This is a genomic window from Nostoc sp. TCL26-01 (assembly GCF_013393945.1).
GTDB lineage: Bacteria > Cyanobacteriota > Cyanobacteriia > Cyanobacteriales > Nostocaceae > Trichormus.
In genome coordinates this window covers 2,077,705-2,104,028 of record NZ_CP040297.1, presented here as the reverse complement: position 1 = coordinate 2,104,028, position 26,324 = coordinate 2,077,705, and the positions used below count along the sequence as shown (strand labels likewise).

Annotated in this window: 11 protein-coding genes; 9 read left to right on the top strand and 2 right to left on the bottom strand. The window is 44.4% G+C overall.

What is annotated here, in order from left to right; all coding sequences use genetic code 11:
* Positions 1–69: 69 nt before the first annotated feature.
* From FD725_RS09035 to FD725_RS09005, 7 genes are all read left to right on the top strand, one after another.
* Complete coding sequence (locus FD725_RS09035; RefSeq protein WP_179047814.1) at positions 70–16,374, top strand: pre-peptidase C-terminal domain-containing protein; 16,305 nt, start codon at positions 70–72, stop codon at positions 16,372–16,374.
* 121 nt (positions 16,375–16,495) lie between these two features.
* Positions 16,496–17,017, top strand: a complete 522-nt coding sequence (gene def, locus FD725_RS09030; protein ID WP_179047813.1) for a peptide deformylase — start codon at positions 16,496–16,498, stop codon at positions 17,015–17,017.
* Between the two features lie 92 nt (positions 17,018–17,109).
* Positions 17,110–18,291, top strand: a complete 1,182-nt coding sequence (locus FD725_RS09025; RefSeq protein WP_179047812.1) for an HMA2 domain-containing protein — start codon at positions 17,110–17,112, stop codon at positions 18,289–18,291.
* 32 nt (positions 18,292–18,323) lie between these two features.
* Positions 18,324–19,070 (top strand): HMA2 domain-containing protein, encoded by a 747-nt coding sequence (locus FD725_RS09020; RefSeq protein ID WP_179047811.1) that lies wholly within the window; start codon positions 18,324–18,326, stop codon positions 19,068–19,070.
* Between the two features lie 191 nt (positions 19,071–19,261).
* A complete protein-coding gene (locus tag FD725_RS09015; RefSeq protein ID WP_179047810.1) occupies positions 19,262–21,577 on the top strand; it encodes a heavy metal translocating P-type ATPase in 2,316 nt (771 codons plus the stop codon).
* Between the two features lie 67 nt (positions 21,578–21,644).
* Positions 21,645–21,950: a DUF5132 domain-containing protein gene (locus FD725_RS09010; protein WP_179051483.1), complete on the top strand. Its 306-nt coding sequence runs from the start codon at positions 21,645–21,647 to the stop codon at positions 21,948–21,950.
* A gap of 286 nt (positions 21,951–22,236) precedes the next feature.
* The gene (locus tag FD725_RS09005) at positions 22,237–22,812 is read left to right on the top strand and encodes an HMA2 domain-containing protein (protein WP_179047809.1); all 576 of its coding nucleotides are present in this window, start codon (positions 22,237–22,239) and stop codon (positions 22,810–22,812) included.
* Positions 22,813–22,988: 176 nt separating this feature from the next.
* On the opposite strand, the gene FD725_RS09000 is transcribed toward FD725_RS09005, so the two are convergent.
* Positions 22,989–23,804: a carbon-nitrogen hydrolase family protein gene (locus FD725_RS09000; RefSeq protein ID WP_179047808.1), complete on the bottom strand. Its 816-nt coding sequence runs from the start codon at positions 23,802–23,804 to the stop codon at positions 22,989–22,991.
* A 396-nt stretch (positions 23,805–24,200) separates the two neighbouring features.
* Between FD725_RS09000 and FD725_RS08995 the strand changes: the two genes are divergently transcribed.
* Both FD725_RS08995 and FD725_RS08990 read left to right on the top strand, forming a co-directional pair.
* A complete protein-coding gene (locus FD725_RS08995; RefSeq protein ID WP_179047807.1) occupies positions 24,201–24,794 on the top strand; it encodes a MarC family protein in 594 nt (197 codons plus the stop codon).
* A gap of 140 nt (positions 24,795–24,934) precedes the next feature.
* Positions 24,935–25,168, top strand: a complete 234-nt coding sequence (locus tag FD725_RS08990) for a type II toxin-antitoxin system HicB family antitoxin (protein ID WP_179047806.1) — start codon at positions 24,935–24,937, stop codon at positions 25,166–25,168.
* Between the two features lie 430 nt (positions 25,169–25,598).
* On the opposite strand, the gene FD725_RS08985 is transcribed toward FD725_RS08990, so the two are convergent.
* Positions 25,599–25,976 (bottom strand): hypothetical protein, encoded by a 378-nt coding sequence (locus FD725_RS08985; RefSeq protein WP_179047805.1) that lies wholly within the window; start codon positions 25,974–25,976, stop codon positions 25,599–25,601.
* Positions 25,977–26,324 lie beyond the last annotated feature (348 nt).

The window sequence follows — 26,324 nt, the reverse complement described above, 5'->3', positions numbered from 1 at the left end:
AGACGTTGCAATGCAACGTCTCTCTCAAGCATTTTGTCACAAAAATACATTCTATCTATATAAAATACTATGGCTGACACCGTTGGAAATACCTTAGAATTAGCTCTCAATGTTGGTTCACTAACTACTGCGCGTACCTTTAACGAAGATGTTGGTGATAGTGATTATTATGACTACTATCGTTTGCAACTTGATGGCAATAGTACGCTGAACGTTAACCTGAATGGACTGACGGCTGATGCAAACTTGGGACTTTATAACAGCAATGGTTCTACTATTGCTAATTCTAATAATGCTGGGACAACAAACGAAACCATCAGCCGCAATTTAGCCCCAGGGACATATTATGTACTCGTATCGAAAACCAGTACAGGTAGCACCGCTTATAGTTTACAACTTTCGCAAACGGCTTTAGGGGCAATACCCGCAGATCCCGCCGGGAATAATTTCGATACAGCAAGAAATATTGGAGCGATCGCCACTACTCCCCAATCTTACACCGATTTTGTCGGCGACTTTAACGGACTTTCCCAAGATAATTCTGACTACTATCGCCTACAACTAACTCAAAATAGTACCTTAAACCTGAATTTGAGTGAGTTGACTTCTGATGCTAATCTCTACCTATACACCATTGGTGGGGATTACATTATTGCTTCCACGGTTGGGGGAACAGTGAATGAGTCGATTATCCGCAACTTGACAGCAGGTACATATTATGTATGGGTACAGAAATCTGGCAGTGGTGGGACTAACTATAAATTACAAGCCTCAGCTACGACTTTAGGTGCGATTCCGATTGATGGGGCGCTTAATGCGATCGAAACGGCGAGAAATATTGGTACAGTTAATGCCACAGCCCAAAATTTTAGTGATTTTGTCGGCGATTTTAACGGCCTTGCCCAAGATGACCGAGACTATTATCGGTTGAATCTGACGCAAAATAGTACCTTAAATATTAGCCTGACTGGGTTGAGTGCTGATGCCAATTTATATCTATATAATAGTGTCGGCAGTAGTATTACTAGCGCCACGAATTCTGGCATAGCGAATGAGTCGATTATCCGCAATTTGGTTGCTGGTACATACTACGTTTTAGTCGATAAATCAGGCACTGGTGGAACCACTTATAGTTTACAAACTTCTGCCACAGCTTTAGGCACAATTCCCACAGATAATGCAGGTAGTGCGATCGAAACTGCCCGCAGTGTAGGGTTAATTAATTCTACAGTGCAAACTTTTAGTGATTTCGTTGGTGATTTCAACGGCTTATCTCAAGATAACCGAGATTACTATCAAATCCAACTTAGTCAAAATAGTACCCTCAACTTGGGACTGAGTGGATTGAGTAGTGATGCTAATTTGTCTTTATATAATAGCGTCGGCAGTTATATTACTGGTTCCTCTGCTTCGGGAACAGCGAATGAGTCAGTAATTCGTAATCTGAGTGCTGGTATTTATTACGTTTTAGTTGAAAAATCTGGCAGTGGTGGCACAACTTACAATTTACAAGCTTCAGCCACTACTATTGGAACAATTCCTGCTGATAATGCCGGCAATAATCGAGATGTTGCCAGAAATATTGGTGCTTTAACTAGCACTGTGCAAACCTTTAATGATTTTGTCGGTGATTTTAATAGCTTAAGTAGTGATAATGAAGACTATTATAAATTTAATCTGACTCAAAATAGCAATGTCACCCTCAATTTAACTGGGTTAAGTTCCGATGCCAACCTGTATCTATATAACAGTTTTAGTGGCTATATTACGGCTTCTACAGGTGCGGGAATTTCCCAAGAGTCAATCATTCAGCAATTGACACCAGGCACTTATTATATTTTTGTGCAGAAGTCTGGTAGTGGTGGCACAAATTACAGTTTACAAGCTTCAGCGACGGCGGCGAGTGGCACTATCACAAATACAAGTTCCCCACTAGATACAGCACAGAATCTAGGTGCTGTGAGTACGGTGCAGACTATTAGTAATAGTGTGAATAATACCACCAACACTAAAGATTACTATCGTCTGGAAATCGCGCAAAATAGTACTTTGAATGTACTGTTAAGTGGTTTAACTGCTGATGCTTATATTACGCTTTATAGTGGTGGGGGGAATTATATTACTGCTAGTTCTGCTTCTGGAACTACCAACGAAGCCATTGTTAGGAACCTAACAGCAGGAACTTACTTTGTTGAGGTTGCTAATAACAGCAGCACAACGACAAACTATCAATTACAAGTTTCGGCTAATTCTCTAGGGACAATTCCCACAGATAACGCGGGTAATGAACGGGAGAATGCCAGAAATATTGGAGTAGTTACCACAACTCAAAGCTTCACTGATTTTATCGGTAACTTTAACGATTTAATCCCACAAGATACCTACGATTACTACCGCCTAGAATTAGCCCAGAATAGTACCCTTAATCTGAATCTAAAAGGGCTGAGTGCTAACGCCGAGTTATATCTATATAATCTTTCCGGCAGTAACATTGCTTCTACCTCAGCTTCAGGAATAGCCAACGAATCGATTATTAAAAATCTCGCTAGCGGGACTTATTTTGCTTTAGTTTATCGCACTGAGAATACTGCGGGGACGAATTACACTCTAGATGTGACGGCGACATCTTTGGGTGCGATTCCAGTTGATAATGCTGGGAATGAAAGAGAAAGTGCTAGAAATATTGGTGCTGTTACTACTGCCCAAACCTTCACCGACTTTATTGGCGACTTTAACGGCATTTCCCAAGACAGTTATGATTATTACCGCCTAGATTTAACGCAAAATAGTAGATTAAATTTAACCCTGAGTGGCTTAAGTTCCGATGCTGATATCTATCTCTACAGTTTAGGTGGTAGCTACTTGGTGGGAACTTCGGCGGCTAATATTGCCAATGAGTTAATTGTCAGAAATCTGGTAGCGGGAACGTATTTTGTCCAAGTCAATAAAAATGGTAGTGGTGGGACAAATTATTCTCTGCAAGTAGCGGCGACGGCTTTAGGTGCTATTCCTATAGATAGCGCTGGTAATGACAGAAATATAGCCAGAGATATCGGGGTTATTAGTAGTAACCAAACCTTCAGTGATTTTGTCGGTGATTTTGAGGGGATATCTCAAGATAACTATGACTACTATCGCCTGCAACTGACGCAAAATAGCACCCTGAATCTGACATTAAGTGGACTCAGTTCCGACGCTAATTTATATCTCTACAACAGCAGTGGTGGTTACATCACCCAAAGTTCAGCGAGTGGTTTAGTCAATGAGGTAATAAAATATAATCTCCAGGCTGGCACTTATTACGTCTCGGTGCAAAAATCGGGAGTGGGCAAAACTAATTATAGTTTGCAAGTAGGTGCAACTTCTTTAGGTGCAACTCCAGTTGATATTGCGGGTAGTAATTTAGATACGGCAAAAAATATTGGTATCCTCAACGGTACACCGCAAAACTTTACTGATTTTATCGGTGACTTTAATGGCTTATCCGATGATAATTATGACTACTATCGTTTCCAGTTAGATCAAGCTAGTACCGTTAATTTAACCTTGAGTGGGTTGAGTGCTGACGCAATTTTATATCTGTACACAGTGGCGGGAGGAACTATTGCTAGTTCTAACAGTGCAGATACAGCCAGTGAGTCGATTACTCGCGCTTTAGCCGCCGGCACTTATTATGCTTTAGTCTATAAAGGTGGGAGTGGAGGCACAACTTACACCCTGCAAGCCAAAGCATTGCAGTTAGATACAGCTCAAGTTATTCCCAATTTAAATAATGCTAACTTAATCGGCACTGTCAGCAACACCGATAACAGTGATTACTATCGTTTCCAACTCACAGGCAATAACACCGTTACCTTCAACTTGAGTGGGCTGAGTTCTAACGCCGATTTACATCTATATAATAGTAGCGGAGAAGCGATCGCCTCTTCTACCCAAACCGGAGTCAACGGCGAAACCATCTCTCGTACTCTCCCCGCAGGTACTTATTATCTCCACGTCAATAAACCCGATAGCGGTAGTACTGGATATACTTTACAAACAAGTACAATTTCCCTCGGTGCGACTTCCCCAGATAATGCTGGTAATACCTTAGAAACTGCTAGAGAAATTGGTGTCCTGACAAACACCGTCAATTTTAGTGAAAATATTGGTGATGCTGACGCTTACGACTACTATCGCTTCCGCGTCAGCGAAAATAGTAGAGTCAATATCAATCTCACTGGCTTAGTTAACAACGCCGACTTATATCTGTATCGTAGCGATGGCGGTTCTATTAAAAACTCCCTCAGCAATGGCACAGGTAACGACAACATTACCAGCAATTTACTCGCACCAGGAATTTACTACGCCTTAGTTTACCGCAACGGTGCAGGTAGCACCCCCTACAATTTACAACTTTCCCGCACCCTTTTAGGCAATATCCCCACCGATGCTGCGGGGAGTAACTTCGATACAGCCAGAAATCTCGGCACTATCACCACAACCCAAACCCTCACCGATTTTATCGGCAACTTCAACGGACTAGCAAACGATAACTCTGATTACTATCGCTTGCAACTCTCACAAAATAGTACCCTCAAACTCGATTTGAGTGGCTTGAGTAGTGATGCCAACCTATATCTATATAGTATAGGTGGTTATACAATCACCAGTTCCACCGGCAATCTATACAACGAGTCAATTATCCGCAACTTAGCGGCGGGGACTTACTATGTTCTCGTGCAAGACTCCAGCAATAGTGGTACTAACTACAACTTACAAGTTGCTGCCACATCTTTAGGTGCGACACCTGCTGATAATGCTGGTAACGCCATAGACACAGCCAGAAATTTAGGTACTCTCACCACAACCCAAACAGTTAGTGACTACATTGGCGACTTCAACGGTTTAACTGACGATAACTACGACTACTACCGCCTGCAACTTAGCCAAAATAGTACCCTCAGTCTCAACTTAACTGGATTAAGTAGCAATGCCAATCTCTACTTATACAATAGCGTTGGTAATACTATCACCAGTTCATCAGGTGCGGGAATTTCGCAGGAATCAATTATTCGTAACCTGACAGCTGGCGTTTATTATGTCTTAGTGCAGCAATTCGGTGAAAGCGGTACAACCTACAGCTTACAAGCATCTGCCACATCTCTTGGCACAATTCCCGTGGATAATGCAGGGAATAGCTTAGATACTGCCAGAAATCTCGGCACTATCAGCACAACAGTGCAAACGGTGACTGATTTCATCGGTGACTTTAACGACTTATCCCAAGACGACTACGATTACTATCGCCTAGAACTTAGTCAAAATAGCACCCTCAACCTCAGCTTATCTGGCTTAACTAGCGATGCTAACTTGTATTTGTACGATCGCACTGGCAACTATATCACCTATTCCAATGGTTCTGGCATCTCCCAAGAGTCAATTATTCGCAACCTCCTCGCCGGAACATATTACGTTGGTGTGCAGAAATATAGCACTGGCGGGACAAACTACACCCTACAAGCCTCAGCCACTGCTTTAGGCACAACCCCAGTAGACAATGCAGGTGATAACCGAGATGTTGCCAGAAATATTGGCACTTTAACAAGTACAGCCCAAAGTTTCAGCGACTTTGTGGGTGATTTCAACGGTTTACTCCAAGATACTTACGATTACTACAGATTCCAAGTCAGCCAAAATAGTAACGTTACCCTCAACTTAACAGGCTTGAGTAGCGACGCTAATTTGTACCTGTACAACAGCGTTGGTAATAACATCACCTCTGCCACAGGTTCGAGTACTGTCAATGAGTCCATTGTCTATGCTTTGACAACCGGGACATATTATGCAGTAGTCCAGAAATCTGGTAATGGTGGCACAACTTATAACTTCAGTGCTGTTGCCACTACCACCTCAGCAACCATCCCCAACACCAGTAGCGGCTTAGATACAGCCGTTGACTTAGGTACTCTTAGCACCCTGCAAACTGTCACCAACTCAGTCAACAATACCACCAATCAAATCGACTACTATCGCTTACAACTAGCCAACCCCAGCACCATCAATTTAACCCTGAGTGAATTGAGTGCCGATGCTTATCTGTATCTGTACAGTAGTGGTGGTAATTATATTGTGGGCAGTAATGCGTCGGGCATCACCAACGAAAACATCACCCGCAATTTAACACCAGGAACTTATTTCATCGCTGTCGGTAATAACAACTCAGGCACAGCCAATTACAAATTACAAGCCTCAGCCACCTCCCTGGGGACAATTCCCGTCGATAATGCAGGAGGCGATCGCAATACAGCCAGAAATATTGGTATCATTACCACCAGTCAAACCTTTAACGATTTTATCGGTGACTTCAACGGTTTAACTGACGATAACTACGACTACTACCGTTTAGAACTTACGGAAAATCGTACCCTCACCCTCAACCTCACAGGCTTAAGTAACGATGCCAGCCTATATTTAACTAATTTTAATGGCAATACTCTTGCCTCCAGCACCACAGCCGGCACAGCTAACGAATCCATCACCAAAAACTTGACAGCCGGTACATATTTTGCTTATGTCTACAAACCCGGTACAGGTGGAACAAATTATAGTCTACAAGCAACGAGTACTGCCTTAACTGCAACACCACAAGATAATGCTGGCAATAACCGCGAGACTGCCAGAAATATTGGTGTTATTACTACCAGTCAAACCTTCAACGACTTTATTGGCGACTTTAATACCATCACCCAGGATACCGAAGACTACTACCGCTTCGATTTAGCGCAAAACAGCACCCTGAACCTGAGTTTAACTGGATTAAGTGCCGATGCTAACTTGTACTTATACAATCTCAACGGTAGTAATATAGCCACCAGCACCAACACTGGTACAGCCAACGAATCGATTATCAAAAATCTAGTTGCGGGAACCTATTTTGTCAGAGTATATAACAACGGTATTGGCGGGACAAATTATGCCCTCACAGCTAATGCTACAGCATTAGGGGCAATTCCCGTCGATAATGCGGGGAGCGATCGCAATACAGCCAGAAACATTGGCGTAATTACCACCAACCAAACCTTCGGCGATTTTGTCGGTGATTTTAACGGCATTGCCCAAGATGACTACGACTATTACAGTCTACAACTCACCCAAAATAGTACCTTAAATCTCCTCCTCAGTGGCTTAAGTGCTGATGCCAACCTCTATCTCTACAACAGTAATGGTGGCTACATCACCGGCACATCCGCCAGTGGCACAGCCAACGAAAATATCAACTACAACCTCCTCCCCGGTACATATTACGCCTTAGTCCAAAAGTATAGTACTGGCAGCACCACCTATAACTTACAAGTAGGTGCAACATCCCTGGGGGCAACACCTCTAGACTTAGCAGGTAACAACCTCGACACCGCGAGAGTTGTCACCAACATCACCACCACACCCCAGACATTCAGCGATTTTATTGGCGACTTCTACGGTTTATCTCAAGATGATGACGACTACTACCGCCTAGAATTAACAGGTAATACCAAAGTCGATTTAAAACTTAGCGGCTTGAGTGCCAACGCCAACCTCAACCTCTACACCATCGCCGGTAACTATATTATCGCTTCTTCCGGCTCAGGCATTTCCGAAGAAAACATCAGCCGCAACCTCGCTGGTGGCACTTACTTCGTACGAATTGATCAACCAGGCACAGGTAGTACCAACTATAATTTACAAATCTCCGGCACATCCCTACCCGCCACACCCGCCGATAATGCTGGCAACATCCTCACCGCCGCCAGAGACATCGGCGTTTTAATCAACACCCAAACCTTCAGTGATTATATTGGCAACTTCCTCGAACTTTCCCAAGACAACTACGATTATTATCGCTTTGAACTCACCAAAGACAGCAGCTTAACCCTCGCCCTCAGTGGTTTAGATACAGGTACTAACGCCAGTATCGCCCTCCTCGATAGTGTCGGCAATGCCATCACCAGTAGTGGTAGTGCCATCAACACCTTATTATTTACCGGCGTTTACTATGCCCGTGTCGCCTCCACCTATGGAGTCGGCACAAACTACACCCTCACCGCCACAGCCACATCCGTCGAAGACTCCGCCGGCAACTCCCTCAGCGAAGCCAGAAACTTAAGCATCCTCAACGGTACACAAACCTTCAGCGATTTTGTCGGTGAATTAGACCGCAACGACTATTATCGCTTTGAACTGACCCAAGCCAGCACCTTTAACCTCACCCTCAACGGCTTAACTGCTGATGCCAACGTCGAATTACTGAGTAGCAACGGCAGCATTATCACCAGTTCCACCGCCTTCGGCACAAGCCCAGAATCCCTCAGCCGCGACTTAGAAGCCGGCACTTACTACGTCCGCACGTACCGCAACAACGGTAATACCAACTACAACCTCAACCTCACTGCCACACCCAAAACCACAACCACACCCTTCCAAATTCGCCAAGTTAGCCCCAACACAGGCAGTAACGCCGGACAAACCACCATCACCATTGAAGGCAATCAATTTACCCCCGGTGCAGTCGTCAGTTTAATTGCCCCCAACAATACCATCCGCACTGCGACTCAAGTCACATGGCAAAATAGCAGCACCTTAGTCGCTACCTTCAACTTAACCGGATTAACAGGTGGTGCTTACGACGTGCGCGTCACTGATACGCCGGGAACAGCCACAGTCAACGATGTCTTTACTGTCAACGGTGCTGCCCCTGGACAGTTAGAGGTGTTTGTCAGTGCGCCAGGAAGAATGCGTCCTTGGATGACGGGAGAAGCAATTATTACCTACCGTAATGCGGGTAACACAGATATTGCTGTACCTGTGTTTAACTTAGATGGCAGTCAAATTTTATTCCGTCCCATTGGTGGCACGGGCTTTACCGATAGTAAAGTACAGTTCCTGGGCATCAACACTCAAGGGACGGCGGGAGTTCTCGCCCCTGGTGCAACAGGTACTTACTCCTTCCTGTTCCGTCCCGTAGCAGGTGCTACCAGTGGCAATTTGACCATTAGCGCCCCCAGAACCGGTGCAGCTATTGATTGGAATACCTTAAAAGATAGTAGCCGTCCGGCTTATGTGTCTGCGGAAGCTTGGAATGTCATTTATAATAACTTTGTCAATGCAGTAGGTAACACCAGTGATAGCTATCAAGCAGTTCTCAATGAAAATGCCAGCTATCTGGGTCAATTAGGTGAATCTACCACAGATGTTGCCAGATTGCTAGGCTTTGAATTGCAACAAGCTAGCAATACCTTCCCTGGTACAACATTAGCAGCCGCAATTGATGCCACTGCACCCACACCAGGACTATCTTTAACCTTTGGGCGCACCTATCTCCAACCCATAGCTGAACGTTTTAATTTAGGTGCATTGGGACGGGGTTGGACACATCCTTGGGACTTTAGTGCCACTGCCGATAGTAATGGTGATGTGAGAATTAAAGGTTATGGCAGCTTGCGTTTCTACAATAAACAAGCTGATGGTAGTTACAGTAGCGAATCAGCAGACTATGCTACCCTGAGTCTCGTTGGCGGTGTGTATCGTCTGCAAGAAAAAGATGGGACAGTGCGTGTGTTCCGCAGCGATGGCAAGCTGAGTTACTTGGAAGATATTAGCGGTAACCGCATCACTTTAGGTTATACAGGTTCCCAATTAACTACTCTCACCCATAGCAACGGTAATAAATTCACCTTGACTTACAATAGCCAAGGCAGAATCAATCAACTGACAGACCAAGCAGGACGAATTACTACCTACAGCTACGATACCACAGGCGATCGCCTCCTCAGCGTCTCCGGGCCAGATGGCACAACCAGCTACAGCTACGATCCTAGCAACACTGGAGCCACAGCCTATGCTTTGAAATCAATTACCTTCCCCAACAGCACCCATAACTACTTTGATTATGATGTCCAAGGTAGGTTAATCAAGCAAAGTCTGGATGGTAACGCCGAAGCTGTGACTTATAGCTACGATAACGCAGGTGGCATTACCGTCACAGATACCACAGGTGGCAGTACCAAGTTATTCATCAACGATGTTGGTTTAATTGGTCAATCACAAGATGCTCTTGGTCGAGCGACACAATACCGTTATGATGCTAATGGGAATGTCGTCAGAATTATTGCTCCTGGAAATACCATCTCTGCCTTTACTTACGACACACGGGGGAACTTAACTAGTACTGTCGATGCCCTGGGTCACAAACTAGAATTTACCTACGATCCTAACTTCAATAAGCTGCAAACTTTAGAGGATCAGCGAGGCAATTTCACCACTCTGCAATACAACGGTAGCGGTAACGTCAACAAAATTGCCTACGCCGATGGCAGCATTGAGACTTACAGCTACGACACCCAAAGTAATCTGACTGTAGGTGTGAACCGTCGGAATCAAAGCCTGACCTACACCTATGATAGCCGGGGACTACTACTCAGCAAGACTTATGCTGATGGGACAACGGCTACCTTTACTTACGATAATCGAGGTAATCTACTTTCTGCTACCGATGCCGATAGTAGTTTTACTTACACCTACGATAACAGCGATCGCGTTACCAAAGTCAATCAAGGCGGTGGACGGTTTGTCGAGTTTACCTACAATGCCAGTGGTCTGCGGACTAAAATGGTCGATCAAACTGGTGCAACCACTAACTACCTTTACAACGCTGCTGGCAGACTCGCAGAATTAACCAATACCAGTGGTGGACGCATCATTGCTTATACTTATGATGGTGCAGGTCGTGTAGTCCGAGAAGACAACGGTAATGGCACTTACACCACCTACGGCTACGATGCCGTTGGGCAAACTACCAGTGTGGTGAACTACAAAGCTGATGCTTCTGTCAATTCTCGCTTTAATTACACATACGATAACTTAGGACGCAAAACCAGCCTCACCACCCTTGAGGGTACAACCACTTACGGCTATGATGCGATCGGTCAACTGACATCTGTCACCTTACCTGGTGGACGCAAAATTGAATATCTCTACGACGCAGCAGGTAATCGCATTTCTGTCAAGGACAACGGTGTTACAACTGCTTATACCAGCAACAATCTCAACCAATACACCACAGTTAACGGTGTAAATCGCGTCTATGACCAAGATGGCAACCTGATTAGCAAAACCGAAGGCGGTCAAACTTCGACTTACACCTACGACCAAGAAAATCGTCTGATTGGTGCTGTCACTCCTGATGGGACTTGGAGTTACGAATATGATGCCTTGGGTAATCGTATTGCCAGCGTCAAGAATGGACAACGGACTGAATACCTGCTTGACCCAGTTGGTTTGGTGAGTATCGTCGGCGAATACAATGGCACAGGTAGCCTAGTAGCCCGTTATACTAATGGTGTCGGACTGGTGAGTCGGACGGATGGTAGCAATGCCACAACTTATTATGACGTTGATGCGATCGGTTCAGTTGTGGGATTGACTGGTGGTACAGGTAGTTATCTCAATCGCTACAGTTATTTACCCTTTGGTGAAGACCTAACCAAAACGGAGACAGTTGCCAACCCCTTTGAATATATCGGACTCTGGGGTGTCACCGATGAAGGTAACGGTCTAGACTTCATGAGATCCCGATACTACGAAACCAATACAGGTAAATTTACTGCCATCGACCCCATTGGTTTACTAGGCGGCAATAGCAACTTGTATACCTACGTCGATAATAAACCCCTGTGGGCAGTTGATCCTCAAGGCACGTTCCTCTGGCCTCTGGCAGTAGGTGGGGCGATTATTGGCGCAGCCGTTGGTGCAGTGGGCTATGGCATTACTACAGCCGCTACTGGTGGTAGTTTTAGCTGGGGAGGTCTAGCTGGAGCAGCCGTTGGTGGCGGATTATACGGTGGAGTCGTCGGCGCAACTGGTGGACTGGCGGCTTTAGGCACTGTGGGAGGAGCCATTGGTATGGCAGGTGTGGGAGCTGCTACTAACAGCATTGGTTACGGTGTGCAGACAGCTATTGATGGTGGATTTAGTTGGGGAGGTTTAGGTACAGCCGCAGGTTTGGGCGCTGCTACGGGTTGGATACCCTGGAAAATGCTGGGTTACAACGGACGAGGAGCAACAGCTTGGGGATCGAAATATATGATTACCCCCAAGTTAGCTAATGTGCTGGGAGGACTCAACAAGTCAGGAAAATCTTTGTGGAAGAGTTTAGGTGTCAGTGGTGTAGCTGGAGTGATAGCCAGCTTAGGCCAGGCTGGTCTGAATTTCCTATTTGCCGTCGATCCCAACGATATCACTGGCCCCCAAGGCTTCGGCACTCAAGGCTACCTCACCCCTTACCAAACCTTCCCCTACCTAATTCGCTTCGAGAACCTAGCTACAGCCACAGCACCAGCCGTCTTTGTCACCGTCACCCATCAAATCGATGCTGATCTCGACCTCAGCACCTTTGAACTAGGCGACTTTGGCTTTGGTGATATCTACATCGACGTTCCTGACAACCTGCAAGCCTACAACACCAGAGTTGATTTACGCGACAGCATTGGTTACTACGTCGATTTCCAAGCCAGCCTCAACACTACGACCCGCACGGCCACCTGGAAATTAACCACCATCGACCCGGCTACGGGCGATTTACCCAATGATCCCGATGCCGGTTTCTTACCTCCCAACAACGCCAACCATGATGGGGAAGGCTTTGTTAACTACAGCATCAAACCCAACGCCAACCTCACCACAGGTACACAAATCGATGCCCTCGCTAGCATTGTCTTTGATACCAATGACCCAATTAACACACCTTTGTGGCGAAATACGGTTGACATTAGCGACCCGACCAGTACTGTAACTGCCCTACCCAGCACTACAAATAATGCTAACTTTACCGTTTCCTGGTCGGGAACAGATAACGGTAGCGGCATTGCCTCCTACGATATCTACGCCTCAGTGAATGGTGGTGCATTTACCTTGTGGCAAGACAACATCACCACTACCTCTGCTCAGTACAGTGGTGCAGTTGGTAATACCTACGCCTTCTACAGCATCGCTCAAGATAATGTCGGCAACCTCCAACCAGTTCCCCTAATTGCCCAAGCTACCACCCAAGTGATTGCCGGCGCGACGACGACAGTGAGTATTAGCGATGTCACAGTTATTGAAGGGTTGAACACCAACGCTGTATTTACCGTCACCCTTTCAGCCGCCAGCAGTCAACCAATTACTGTTCAATATACGACAGTTAACGGGAGTGCGATCGCCAACTCTGATTTCACCCCTCTCACCAACACCCTCACCTTTGCTGCCAATCAAACCAGCCAAACAATTACCATTGCCCTGTTAAATGACAACCTCAACGAACCCAACGAAACCTTTACCATTAACCTGAGTAATCCGACTAATGCTACTCTAGGTGATGGTCAGGCGATCGCTACCATCAGCGACACCTTAACTGCTACTACGACAACCGTCTTACCCAATAACGTAGAAAACCTCACTCTGCTGGGTACTGATAACATCAACGGTACTGGTAATACTGGCAATAACATCATCACAGGCAACAGTGGTAACAACAGACTCAACGGTGGTGCTGGTGTCGATACCTTAATTGGTGGTGCAGGCGATGATATTTATGAAGTCGATACCACCACTGATACCTTAACGGAAGCGGCTAATGGTGGTACAGATACAGTTGAGTCTTCTGTCAGCTTCAACCTCAGCACTATTGCCAACATCGAAAACCTGACTCTTACAGGTACAGCCAATATCAACGGTACAGGCAATAGTGAAAATAACGTCATCACAGGTAATAGTGGTAATAACCAACTTAATGGTGGTGCAGGCGTAGACACCTTGATTGGTGGCAATGGTAACGATACATATATCATCGACAACAGCGATATCATCACCGAAACTGTCAGTGGTGGAGTAGATACAATTCAAGCTGACTTTAACTTTAATCTCACCACAGTCGCCAACATCGAAAACCTCACCCTCACAGGTACAGGTAATATCAACGGTACAGGAACTAGTGGAAATAACGTCATCACAGGTAACAGTGGCAACAACCAACTTGATGGTGGAGACGGTGACGATACCCTCAATGGTGGTGCAGGTGTAGATATCTTGATTGGTGGCAATGGTAACGATACATACATCATCGACAGCAGCGATATCATCACCGAAACTGCTAGTGGCGGCATAGACACAATTCAAACCAGCGTCAGCTTTAATCTCAGCACAGTCGCTAACATCGAAAACCTTACCCTCACAGGTACAAGCAATATCAACGGTACAGGTGCTAGTGGCAATAACATCATCACAGGTAACAGTGGCAGCAACCGCTTGGATGGAGGTACAGGAGTAGACACCCTCATCGGTGGTGCAGGCAATGATTTCTACGTCGTAGATACAACCACTGATACACTGCAAGAATTGAGTAATAGCGGCACAGATACCATAGAAGCCATCATCAGCTTCAACTTAACCACAGTCGCCAACATCGAAAACCTCACCCTCACAGGTACAGCCAATATCAACGGTACAGGCAATACTGGCAATAACGTCATCACAGGTAACAGTGGTAGTAATCAACTCGATGGTGGTGATGGTAATGATACCCTCAATGGTGGTGCAGGCGTAGACACTCTAATTGGAGGCAATGGTAACGATACATACATCATCGACAACAGCGATATCATTACAGAAGCAGCCAGTGGTGGAGTAGATACAATTCAAGCCGACTTTAACTTTAATCTCACCACCGTCGCCAACATCGAAAACCTCACCCTCATAGGTACAGGTAATATCAACGGTACAGGAACTAGTGGAAATAATGTCATCACAGGCAACAGTGGCAACAACCAACTTGATGGTGGAGACGGTGACGATACCCTCAATGGTGGTGCAGGCGTAGACACCTTGATTGGTGGTAACGGTAACGATACATACATCATTGACAGCAGCGATATCATCACCGAAACTGCTAGTGGCGGCATAGACACAATTCAAACCAGCGTCAGCTTTAATCTCAGCACAGTCGCTAACATCGAAAACCTTACCCTCACAGGTACAAGCAATATCAACGGTACAGGTGCTAGTGGCAATAACATCATCACAGGTAACAGTGGTAGCAACCGCTTAGATGGAGGGACAGGAGTAGACACCCTCATCGGTGGTGCAGGCAATGATTTCTACGTCGTAGATACAACCACTGATACACTGCAAGAATTGAGTAATAGCGGCACAGATACCATAGAAGCCATCATCAGCTTCAACTTAACCACAGTCGCCAACATCGAAAACCTCACCCTCACAGGTACAGCCAATATCAACGGTACAGGCAATACTGGCAATAACGTCATCACAGGTAACAGTGGTAGTAATCAACTCGATGGTGGTGATGGTAATGATACCCTCAATGGTGGTGCAGGCGTAGACACCCTAATTGGTGGCAATGGCAACGATACATACATCATCGACAACAGCGATATCATTACAGAAGCAGCCAGTGGTGGAGTAGACACAATTCAAGCAGACTTTAACTTTAATCTCACCACAGTCGCCAACATCGAAAACCTCACCCTCACAGGTACAGGTAATATCAACGGTACAGGAACTAGTGGAAATAATGTCATCACAGGCAACAGTGGCAACAACCAACTTGATGGTGGAGACGGAGATGATACCCTCAATGGTGGTGCAGGCGTAGACACCTTGATTGGTGGTAACGGTAACGATACATACATCATTGACAGCAGCGATATCATCACCGAAACTGCTAGTGGCGGCATAGACACAATTCAAACCAGCGTCAGCTTTAATCTCAGCACAGTCGCCAACATCGAAAACCTCACCCTCACAGGTACAGCCAATATCAACGGTACAGGTAATACTGGCAATAACGTCATCACAGGCAATAGTGGTAGCAATCAACTGGATGGTGGTGACGGAGATGATACCCTCAATGGCGGTGCAGGTGCTGACATCTTGACAGGTGGTGCTGGAGTCAACACTTACGTTTTCCAATTTGGTCAATCTTTGATTGCTAGCGCTGACAGAATCAACGGTTTCGCTATAGGTACTGATAAGATTGATTTACTGAGTCAAACTGGCACAGCATTAGCAGCACCAACTAACTTAACCCGTGCCACAGATAGCGTTGCTACTACTCTATTAGAATTAGTCAATCAAGTCTTTGCTGATGCAGATGGAAGCACTGTTGGCAACCAAGCTTTAGCTGTTAACAGTGCTGTATTAGCACGAGTTACACAGGGAGCAATATTAGGTACTTATCTAGTAGTCAATGACAGCACAGCCGGATTACAAACTAATCAAGATTTAGTCATCAATCTCACCAGTTACACAGGAACTTTACCTCCTTTAGGAACAGTACCTGTCAATAACTTTTTTGCATAATGAATTATTTAGCTGGTTCGGGTGTTGGGTTGTGAGATCCCCAACTTTTCCAAAACGTTGACCATCTCACCAAACTGCTCATCACCCCCGCTAAAATTTAATAAGATACTCTCCTATTCCCATGATGATTATTCAATTAGGTAATCCCAGGCTACGCCAAAAAGCTGCTTTGGTGGAAAATGTCGATGATGCTAATGTGCAGCAACTAATTGATGAGTTAATCGCTACGGTTGCTGAAGCTAACGGTGTGGGAATTGCCGCTCCTCAAGTAGCACAGTCACAGCGTTTATTTATTGTGGCTTCTCGTCCTAATCTCAGGTATCCCCATGCACCAGAAATGGAACCTACTGCTATGATCAATCCCAAGATAGTGGCACACTCGACCGAAGTTGTTAAAGATTGGGAGGGTTGTCTCAGTGTTCCTGGTATTAGAGGGTTAGTCCCCAGATATCAAGCGATAGAAGTAGAATATACAGACCGTCACGGCAAATTACAAAAGCAAGAGCTAACAGATTTTGTCGCTCGTATATTTCAACACGAATTTGATCATCTAGATGGTGTAGTCTTTATAGACCGTATAGAAAATACTCTAGAGATGATCACTGAGCAAGAATATCAAAAATTGGTAGTAAACAAGACTTAACAAAAATATTTTGTTAGAATGATATGCAATAAAATTTTTTAATGTATACTTAACCTATTGTTAACCTAAAGCTGGGTGTAGCTATCGAGTAAATGACACAAACTATTAGTAGTCGTGAGAGGGTGAGTCCGCAGTTAAAAATATCTTCTGACTTAACCTCTACTCAGCGTCAAAACGATGAAGTAAAAGTGAATACGAATAGCAGTAGAGCAACCATACAGCCACAAGTGCAACTCACTGCTACTGGTATGCAAGTTGTACACGCAACGAATGGACGCATACGCATCAAGGCGACTGATGGTAGTTTCAACTCTAACGTCAAAAAGATAACTCAACACTTGCGGCAGTATCAAGGTGTCAAAGAAGTTGCAGCCAATGAGCAAACTGGCAGCATGGTAGTAACCTTTGATGAAAATAAACTGTCACTGCGGCAGATGTTGCGGATATTGAGACAATTTAATATACGACCATCACAAAATACTCCATTGTCAGATCCCTTTGCTCCTTGGAAGTCTGCGGATTTTTGGAAAGAGCAGACTGTTTCCTTCATTCCTCTAATGACGGGGTTAGCGGTGACAGGCGGACTGGGAATCAGTGGTTTAGCGGCGATACCCGTTTATATGATTACCACAGATGCGACTCGCTCGGTAATCGACTATCTAAAACCACAAATTAGTGGAACAGAGGCTGTTAAAGAGGCTCCGAAAACTGTGGTGAAGATTGAGGAACACCGCAAAGCCACTACAGAAAATAAACCCGTTAATCATCAAAAAAATATTGGCACAGCAACGCAGTCGGAAAAATTAACTTATGCTGTTGTCCATGAAATCCCTGGGAGGATTCGCTTTAATTTACCATTAATAGCGAGCGATCGCGCTTATGTAAAGCGACTAGAAAGGTTATTAAAAGCTGATCCCTTAGTCACCAATGTGCGGATAAATACTGATGCAGCATCCTTGGCTATTTCTTACAAGCCTAGCAAAGTAGCTGTATCTTACTGGGTAAACTTGCTGGAATCAGCTTTGCACATCAACCCAGTCACAGTCCCCAACACCAGAATCGAGCCACAAACATCTCTATCTCTAGTCACAGAAACAGTGGAGACAACATCATCTGTATCTGAGCCAGAAACAGTTACTCAGATAACTGCATCGGCTGATGAAACAACACCAACATTTGAAGGTCAATCTTTAGATATTTCTAGTCTATGGGCTGACATGAAACCTTCAGCACTCACCTATTCTTTAGATTTAATAGCTAATTTGCCGTTGTAGATAGTTCCTAGAGGAACAGTGGAGGAATCAAGATGGAGGATTCTGCATCATCATCGGATGCCGTCCCGCGACCGACGCAACACCGTGTATCTTACAGTGTGACTTACGCACTGCCAGGACACATAGTATTTTGTGTACCTCGGATTAGTGAAGATGCAAAATACCTACAAAACCTACTCAGGTTGCTAGAAACTGAAAGTGGAGTCATCAGTCAGGAAGTTAATTCTGTGACGGGATCTTTAGCAATTTCTTATCAATCTGAGTTAGCTAACCATGTGGATATGCGTGGGCATCTAGCTAGTCTGTTGGAGATGGCTGATGATGTAGAGACTGAAGAACCAGCAGCTTTACCATCATCACCTGCATCTGTCTTTCAGATAGCTGATGAGCCACAGGTGGAAGTTGAAGAACCTACAACAGAACCAGCCAGCTTATCCTCTACACCTCCATCGGTAATTTATCCACAAACAATCAAGCAGCCGACAAAAATAGCCTATAGCATCGTTCATACCATTCCTGGACGAGTGCGGTTTCATGTACCGCAAGTCGCTTCAGATCCAGCTTATGTCCAACGCTTACAGGCTTTACTCCAATCAGATCCAGTAGTAATTAGTGAGCGCATCAATAGGGAAGCAGCATCAGTTGTCATTACCTATCAAACAAACAAGTTGCAACGTTCCCAACAGCAACTACAAAGCGTCTTGACAGCTGCTGTGTCACATCTGATTAACCTAATTCAATCTGCGGGGATCACAGCCAATGCACCCAGCAGTATTTAAAACCAAGCAAGTCTGCATTTGGTGAGGGGCTAGAGGTTAGAGAGGAAGGGGAGCAGGGGAGCAGGGGAGCAGAGGAGAATAACTAATTACTCATCACTCATCACTCATCACTCATCACTCATCACTCAGCACTCATCACTCCCTCACTCAGCATTATCGACAAATTTACACACCCATCAGAGATCAAGGTAATGGCAAAAATGATAGTTGAACTAGCGTCACCTCCTGCTCATGAGTCTTACGAGACTTTGGAGGTAACTAGAGGGGAAGTATCGGTAACTTCCATACCTTACCAAACGGTAGCGGAACAGAATGGTAAAGTTGCTGTAGCTACTAAGAAAGTTAAATCCCGCAAGTCTGCTCCCCAGGTTACTTATAGTGTGGTTCATGCTGTCCCCGGTAGATTGCGGTGGCGTGTGCCTCGACTACGCAACGATGCCAGCTATGTTAAGCGATTACAAACCTTGCTGGAAGCTGATTCTCTGGTGAGTGGAGTTAAAATTAAACCCTCAGCAGCATCTTTAACAGTTACTTATAAATCCAGTGCGGTCAGCGATGCTAAGATGCGATCGCGTCTGGGTTGTTTAATCGTCGCTGCTAGTGATCCCGGTATTGTCCTCCTCCATCCGCAAAAAGCAGCATCACCAGAAAGTGAGGAAATGTCTTGGCCAGGATTGCAACTTTCCGCTTTAGCTACTGGTTTAGCGATTTTGGGGGGGCCTGTCGGGTTATCGATCCCGCCCCTTGTTACTGCCGGAACTATTGTCCTAGCAACCTTACCTGTATTTAAAAGAGCGCTAGAGGGCATTGTTAGTGAACGCAAACTGACAATTGACTTTTTAGACTTTCTAGCGATCGCTATCACTACAGTCCAAGGTCAGTTTCTCACTCCATCCCTGATGTTGAGTTTAATTGAAATTGGCGAAAATATCCGCGATCGCACGGCACGTTCCTCGAAAATGCAAACTTTGGATTTGCTCAGTTCTTTGGGACAATTTGTCTGGGTAGAGCGTGATGGCGACAAACAACAAATCCCCATCCAACAAGTCCAACCAGGGGATACAGTGATCGTTTACCCTGGGGAACAAGTACCTGTGGATGGCAGTATCCTCAAGGGTAAGGCACTGCTAGATGAACAAAAACTCACAGGTGAATCTGTACCCATCCTCAAAACCAAAGGACAAGCTGTATTTGCTTCCACTTTGGTACGGGAAGGACGAGTATATATTTTAGTCGAACGGGTAGGTAATGATACGCGGGCAGGACAGAGCATCAAACTGATGCAAGAAGCTCCAGTTCACGATACTCGCATGGAAAACTACGCTACAAAAATTGCCGAAAGAGCCGTAGTTCCCACTATTTTATTAGGGGCTGCTGTATTTGCTGCTACCCGCAATCCCATCCGCGCTGCTAGCGTCTTAACACTCGATTTTGCTACAGGTATTCGGGTATCTGTACCCACAACAGTCTTAGCTGCCTTATCTTATGCTGCTCGGCAAGGCATCTTGATTCGCAGTGGTAGAGCTTTGGAGCGATTAGCAGAAGTTGATACCATCGTTTTTGACAAAACAGGTACACTCACCCAAGGGGAAGTAGCTGTGATTGGGGTTGATAGTTACAATCCAGATATATCTAGCGATCGCATTTTAGCCCTCGCCGCCGCCGCCGAACAACGTCTGACACACCCTGTAGCTGAAGCTGTGATTCGCTATGCAGAAGCACAAAAAGTAGCAATCCCCAGCCGCAGTAAATGGGATTATCAATTGGGCTTGGGTGTGAAAGCAGAGATTGATGGCGAAACAGTTTACGTCGGTAGTGAGCGCTTTTTACGGCAACAAAATGTTGACATGGCAGCCCTCAACGGCAATGGACAAAAAGCCACTTCTGTAATATATGTCGCCAGTAACGGGCAACTCCAAGGTAAAATAAGATATAGTGATATTCTTCGCCCAGAGAGCAAAGAAGTAATTTCCCAGCTCATGACGGTGGAAGGCGTAGAAGTCCATATGCTCACCGGAGACAACAAGCGCACAGCCACAGCTGTAGCCGCAGACTTGGGAATTGCCCCTCAGCATACTCATGCAGAAGCCTTTCCCGAACAAAAAGCAACGGTAGTCCGTGGACTGCACGAACAAGGTAAAACAGTTGCATTTGTTGGAGATGGGATTAACGATTCGCCAGCTTTAGCTTACGCCGACGTTTCTGTATCCTTCGCTCACGGTTCAGAAATCGCCCGCGAAACAGCAGATGTGGTGCTGATGCAAAACGACTTACATGGCATATTAGAGGCAATTGCGATCGCCCGTCAAGCGAAGAGTTTGATTCATCAAAACACTGGAATTGTCGCTATTCCTAACCTGGGAGCCTTAGTTGTAGCAGTGTTGTTTGGATTAAACCCCTTAGCAGCAACAGTAGTCAACAATGGCTCAACCATCGTTGCAGGAGTCAACGGCTTACGCCCCATCCTTAAACACTCACCCAAAAAAGCTCTCCCAGCAGGAAGATGAATTAACCAATCTAGCAAGATTAGGCTAGAAAGCTTTCATGCAAATTTTCAAATCACTAGAGGAATAAATCATGCCTAAAATTACTGATTTTGTTGAAGAAGCCGGCGCTCCTGGACTTATCGCTGGTATTGGTGCTGTAATATTAGCTCCTGTTTTGATTCCCGTCGTTGCAGGTATTGGTAAACCCATCGCTAAATCACTCATCAAAGGCGGAATTCTCGCCTATGAAAAAAGTAAAGGCGCTTTTGCTGAACTAGGCGAAACCTGGGAAGATATCGTAGCTGAGGCGAAAGCTGAATTGGCGGAATCTAAAGAAACACCTGCATTTGAAGCTGCTAGCACGAATATTGATAGCTCCGATAATGGGGTGTAAATTGGTAATGGGTAATAGACATCTCCAAAAATGAATCTAGAGACGTTGCAGTGCAACGTCTCTACAAGCAAAAAAATTGATTTTGACTCCTGACTTCTGAATTCTTCTTCAATTGAGTTATCGAGATCCATGTTGGGTTACACTTTGCTCCACCCAACCTACATCTAAATAAAATTATTTTGGGATTTTTAATTGAAATAATTTGTATTTAAACACTAGTTTTATAAAACTTGTGAACAAACACTAATAACAATTAGCCAACGTATTAAGTTTGGAGTATGGCTTCATGTTGACCAATAGTCATGGTAATCTCACGACAATGCCAAAAATTCAAGAGAAAATAAATTTTAGTGTGCCATCTCCACCCATATCTACCAAGATTATTAGTGACACACCAGGAAGATTAAGATTGAGAATTTCCCAATCTCACCGTCTACCAGAAACAATGGCACATATCGCTAGTGTGTTAGCAGCACAACCCAAAGTTAGTGAAGTGCGGACTAATACCGAGCATGGCAGTATTGTGATTAAACATGATGGCACAAGTGATAGTTGTCAAGATGTGTTAGCAACCCTCAAAGATTTAGGAATGATTTTCACCGAAATCACAGTAGGGAATACAGAAGCAGCTACTACCGTATCCAGTGCAGTTGTCGATTTGAATAAACGAGTTAAACAAGCAACTGATGGTGTGGTTGATATCCGGTTCCTTTTCCCTCTCGGACTGAGTATTCTCGCTGTGAGACAATTAATTATTAAAGGGTTGCAGTTTGAAATTATCCCCTGGTACGTGTTAGCTTGGTACTCCTTTGATAGCTTTATCAAACTGCATGGAATTACACCACCGAAAGAGAGTCAATAGTCATTAGTCATTGGTCAATAGTCAATAGTCAATAGTCAATAGTCAATAGTCAATAGTGCTGAGTAGTGAGTAGTGAGTAGTCATTAATTATTCTCCCCTGCTCCTCCGCTTCTCTGCTCCCCCTGTCTCCCCAGATCCTTGTCTCCTCACTCCCTCACTCAGCACTCCCTCCGTAATCAACTAAAAACCCGATGCTGTAGGGAAGGCATTTGACGACGGACTTGTTCTAAGCGGGAGGGATTAATTTCGGCGATCGCAATTCCTGGTTTGTCGCCAGCATCAGCTAAAATTACTCCCCAAGGATCGATAATAACGGCGTGTCCGTGAGTAAGGCGGCGGCTGTAATTGTTACCAGCTTGTGCGGGGGCAATTACGTAGGCAGTATTTTCGATGGCTCTGGCTTGGAGTAAAACTTGCCAGTGATCTTTGCCTGTAAATGCTGTAAAGGCAGCTGGTATAAAAATAATATCTGTTCCTTTATCAGATAAATGGCGGTATAGTTCTGGGAAACGGACATCGTAGCAAATCGATACACCAATGTTTCCCAGTCTTTCGGAAAAGTGGACGGGTGGTAATTGTTGACCTGCTACAACCGTGCTAGATTCCCGGTATGTATTACCATCAGGAACATTCACATCAAAAAGATGTACCTTATTGTAACGTGCGAGTTCCTCACCACTGGGGCTAACGAGGATTGTAGTGTTATAGACTTTACCTGTATCTCCTACCGGCACAGGAAAACTACCACCCAAAAGAGTGACTTGGAAACGCTGCGCCATTTTTTTGATAAAAATTTCACTTTCACGAGCGATCGCTTCTGCTTGTGCTAGTTTATCTTGTTCTTCGCCCATAAATGAAAAGTTTTCGGGCAAACCAACCAATTCAGCACCCCGACGCACGGCTAAATCAATTAATTCTTCTGCTTGTGCCAAATTTTTGTGTAAATCAGGCACACTGGTCATTTGAATAGCAGCTGCTAAATAAGACTTCATAGACTTAACAAAAACAGTGGACTTGTGTGAGATGGATACTCAAATATACCGTTAGTTGGGGAGTAGAGAGTAGGGAGTGAGTAAGTGAGTGCTGAGTGCTGTTAGCGGTAGCGGGGCGATGAGCCGCGTGCTGAGTAAGGGAGTGATACCGTTTCACTTTAAGGTTGATACATTTAGGCAAGCAGGGGAGCGGAGGAGCAGAGGGGCAGAGGAGAAATTATTTGTATCATTCATTTAGTGAAATGGTATGAGGGAGTGAGAGAGTGAGGGAGTCATGACCAATGACTAATGACTAATGACTATTGACTATTGACTAATTTAATCTTCCTACGAGTTATGACAAACTGAGCCAAATCAAGTTAAGTTGTTATCAAACTTTGATAAATTGGCAATAATGTGGATACCTCGGTTTTGATTCAGACTTTTATCGCTGTGTTCGTGTTGGCAGATGCAATAGGTAATATACCAATAGTTTTGGCTTTAACCAAAGGGATGACACCAGAAGATAGAAATAAAGTAATTGATAAAGCCAGTATTATAGCGATCGCAGTTCTGCTAGTGTTTGCTTTTGGTGGTCAATATATTTTGAATTATCTAGAAATTAGCATGGCATCCTTGCGAGTAGCTGGAGGATTGCTGCTGCTATTAATTGCCTTGCAAATGCTTCGGGGCGAGTTGGAGACACCCATTACCGAAGAAGGGCGTGATGTGGCAATTACACCTCTAGCTTTGCCGTTGTTAGCAGGGCCGGGTACACTAACAACAGTGATGTTGTTGATTTCTAAACCTGAGAATCCCAATTTAGAGGTAACATTGGGGATGATCGGAGCGATGTTTGTCTCCTGGTTAATTTTGCGCTTGGCGAATCAAATAGAGAAGTTGATTGGAGTTGAGGGTAGCGTGATTGTGACTCAGCTTTTAGGCTTTTTGTTAGCGGCGCTAGCAGTGGAAATTGGTAGCACCGGCATTCGAGAGTTGTTTTTGCGCTAGGGGATAGCTTGCAAGACTAATAGCTGGAATGAGAATTGTAAAAATTTGATCGCAATAGTAGTATTTATATCTCAAATTTTCCTGCTTTTGAGATTTTGCTTTTACACTTGAATATGTAATTTTAACTTCAGGCTATCTTCATGCAGTCTCAGCAAGGCTACACCAGCATAATTCGCCCCGACGATAATACTACTTTTATGGCCAATATACCAGCCATGCTCAGTTATTATCCTTGGGGAAAAACACCAGATCAAGCTCGTGGGGAACTGATTGACGTTTTTGACATGATTCAACAAGAGTACGAAGAACATGAACGTTCCATACCGGACAAGGTTGAATTTGCAGCAGACGAAGAACGCCACCAATTAAGATAAGTCAGACTAATCTGATTTCATCCTCACTTTCTTTGAGTGTGGACAATAGCCTTCTAGAGAACATCGCCGACTCTAAAATTGCCAAAATCAGGCGAGCATCATCTTGGACATCAGGGAATAAACAAGCGATCGCCTATAATTCGGCATAGCCCATCGCATCTGCCTTTTTCAACTATCATGTCATACTTACAGATAAGCTCTTGCTGGGAATATTTGATACTCAATTTATTCTCAGCAAGAGCTAATTTCAACAATATTTTTGACGCTACAACCTCTCAATTAGCCAGTTAAGACTTAACATTAACGTAAGAACTCAGCACCCAGGAGTGAGAAGTCAGAATTAATCAGGGTTCAGGAATTAGCTTACTCATCAAATATGAAAATTTGAACTATTCTGACTCCTGTATTCTGACTCCTGAATCCTTACACATTAACCAAACCAATGAGATGGTTCACAACCTGCTTGCACAGATTCACAAAGATGATGGCTAATCCAGTCTGATTTTTCTTGAAAAATGGCGTAAATACCTTCGTGAATCAGACGTTGTAAATGCAGTTGCTGCTCTAACGGACTACGAGGTAACTTATTGTTAAGCCAGCTTTCTTTGTCACAGCTTTGTAGTAACAGTTGTTCGTCACTGACGACACTATAAAGACAAGGAATCCGATTCAGCACAAAGGCTATTAGCTCTTGGCGTAAATCAGGAATTGCAAATGCTTGTTGATAGGGATGATATGGATATGTATCTAGAACATTTTCAATCTCTCCCAAGACTGATTGTTGTGTTAAATTAACGACTGTTTTCATGATTTTTTAACTCCTGTTTATTTATAGAGACAAACAGCCAAAATGACAATATTTTGTTAGTCACCATTGAGGGTTTATCTCTGTGTTTTAACTCCGACCATAAACGAACTTTTATCTGAGGAGAATCCTAGCTATTTGACTCTACTCTTTTTTAAAATTGATACTGTTTGACAGTATAGCGTCTAAAAACAGTAATCAACAGATGGGGAAAGTAGTAATGTCTTATTGTTATATTTTAATTTTTTCAAATTTATGCCTTTTGGCTGAAAATCTACATAAAACGCAGCATAAATAATCAGGGATCAATATAAAGTAGAGCTAGTTTGGTTAATAATGGTAACGTTATTA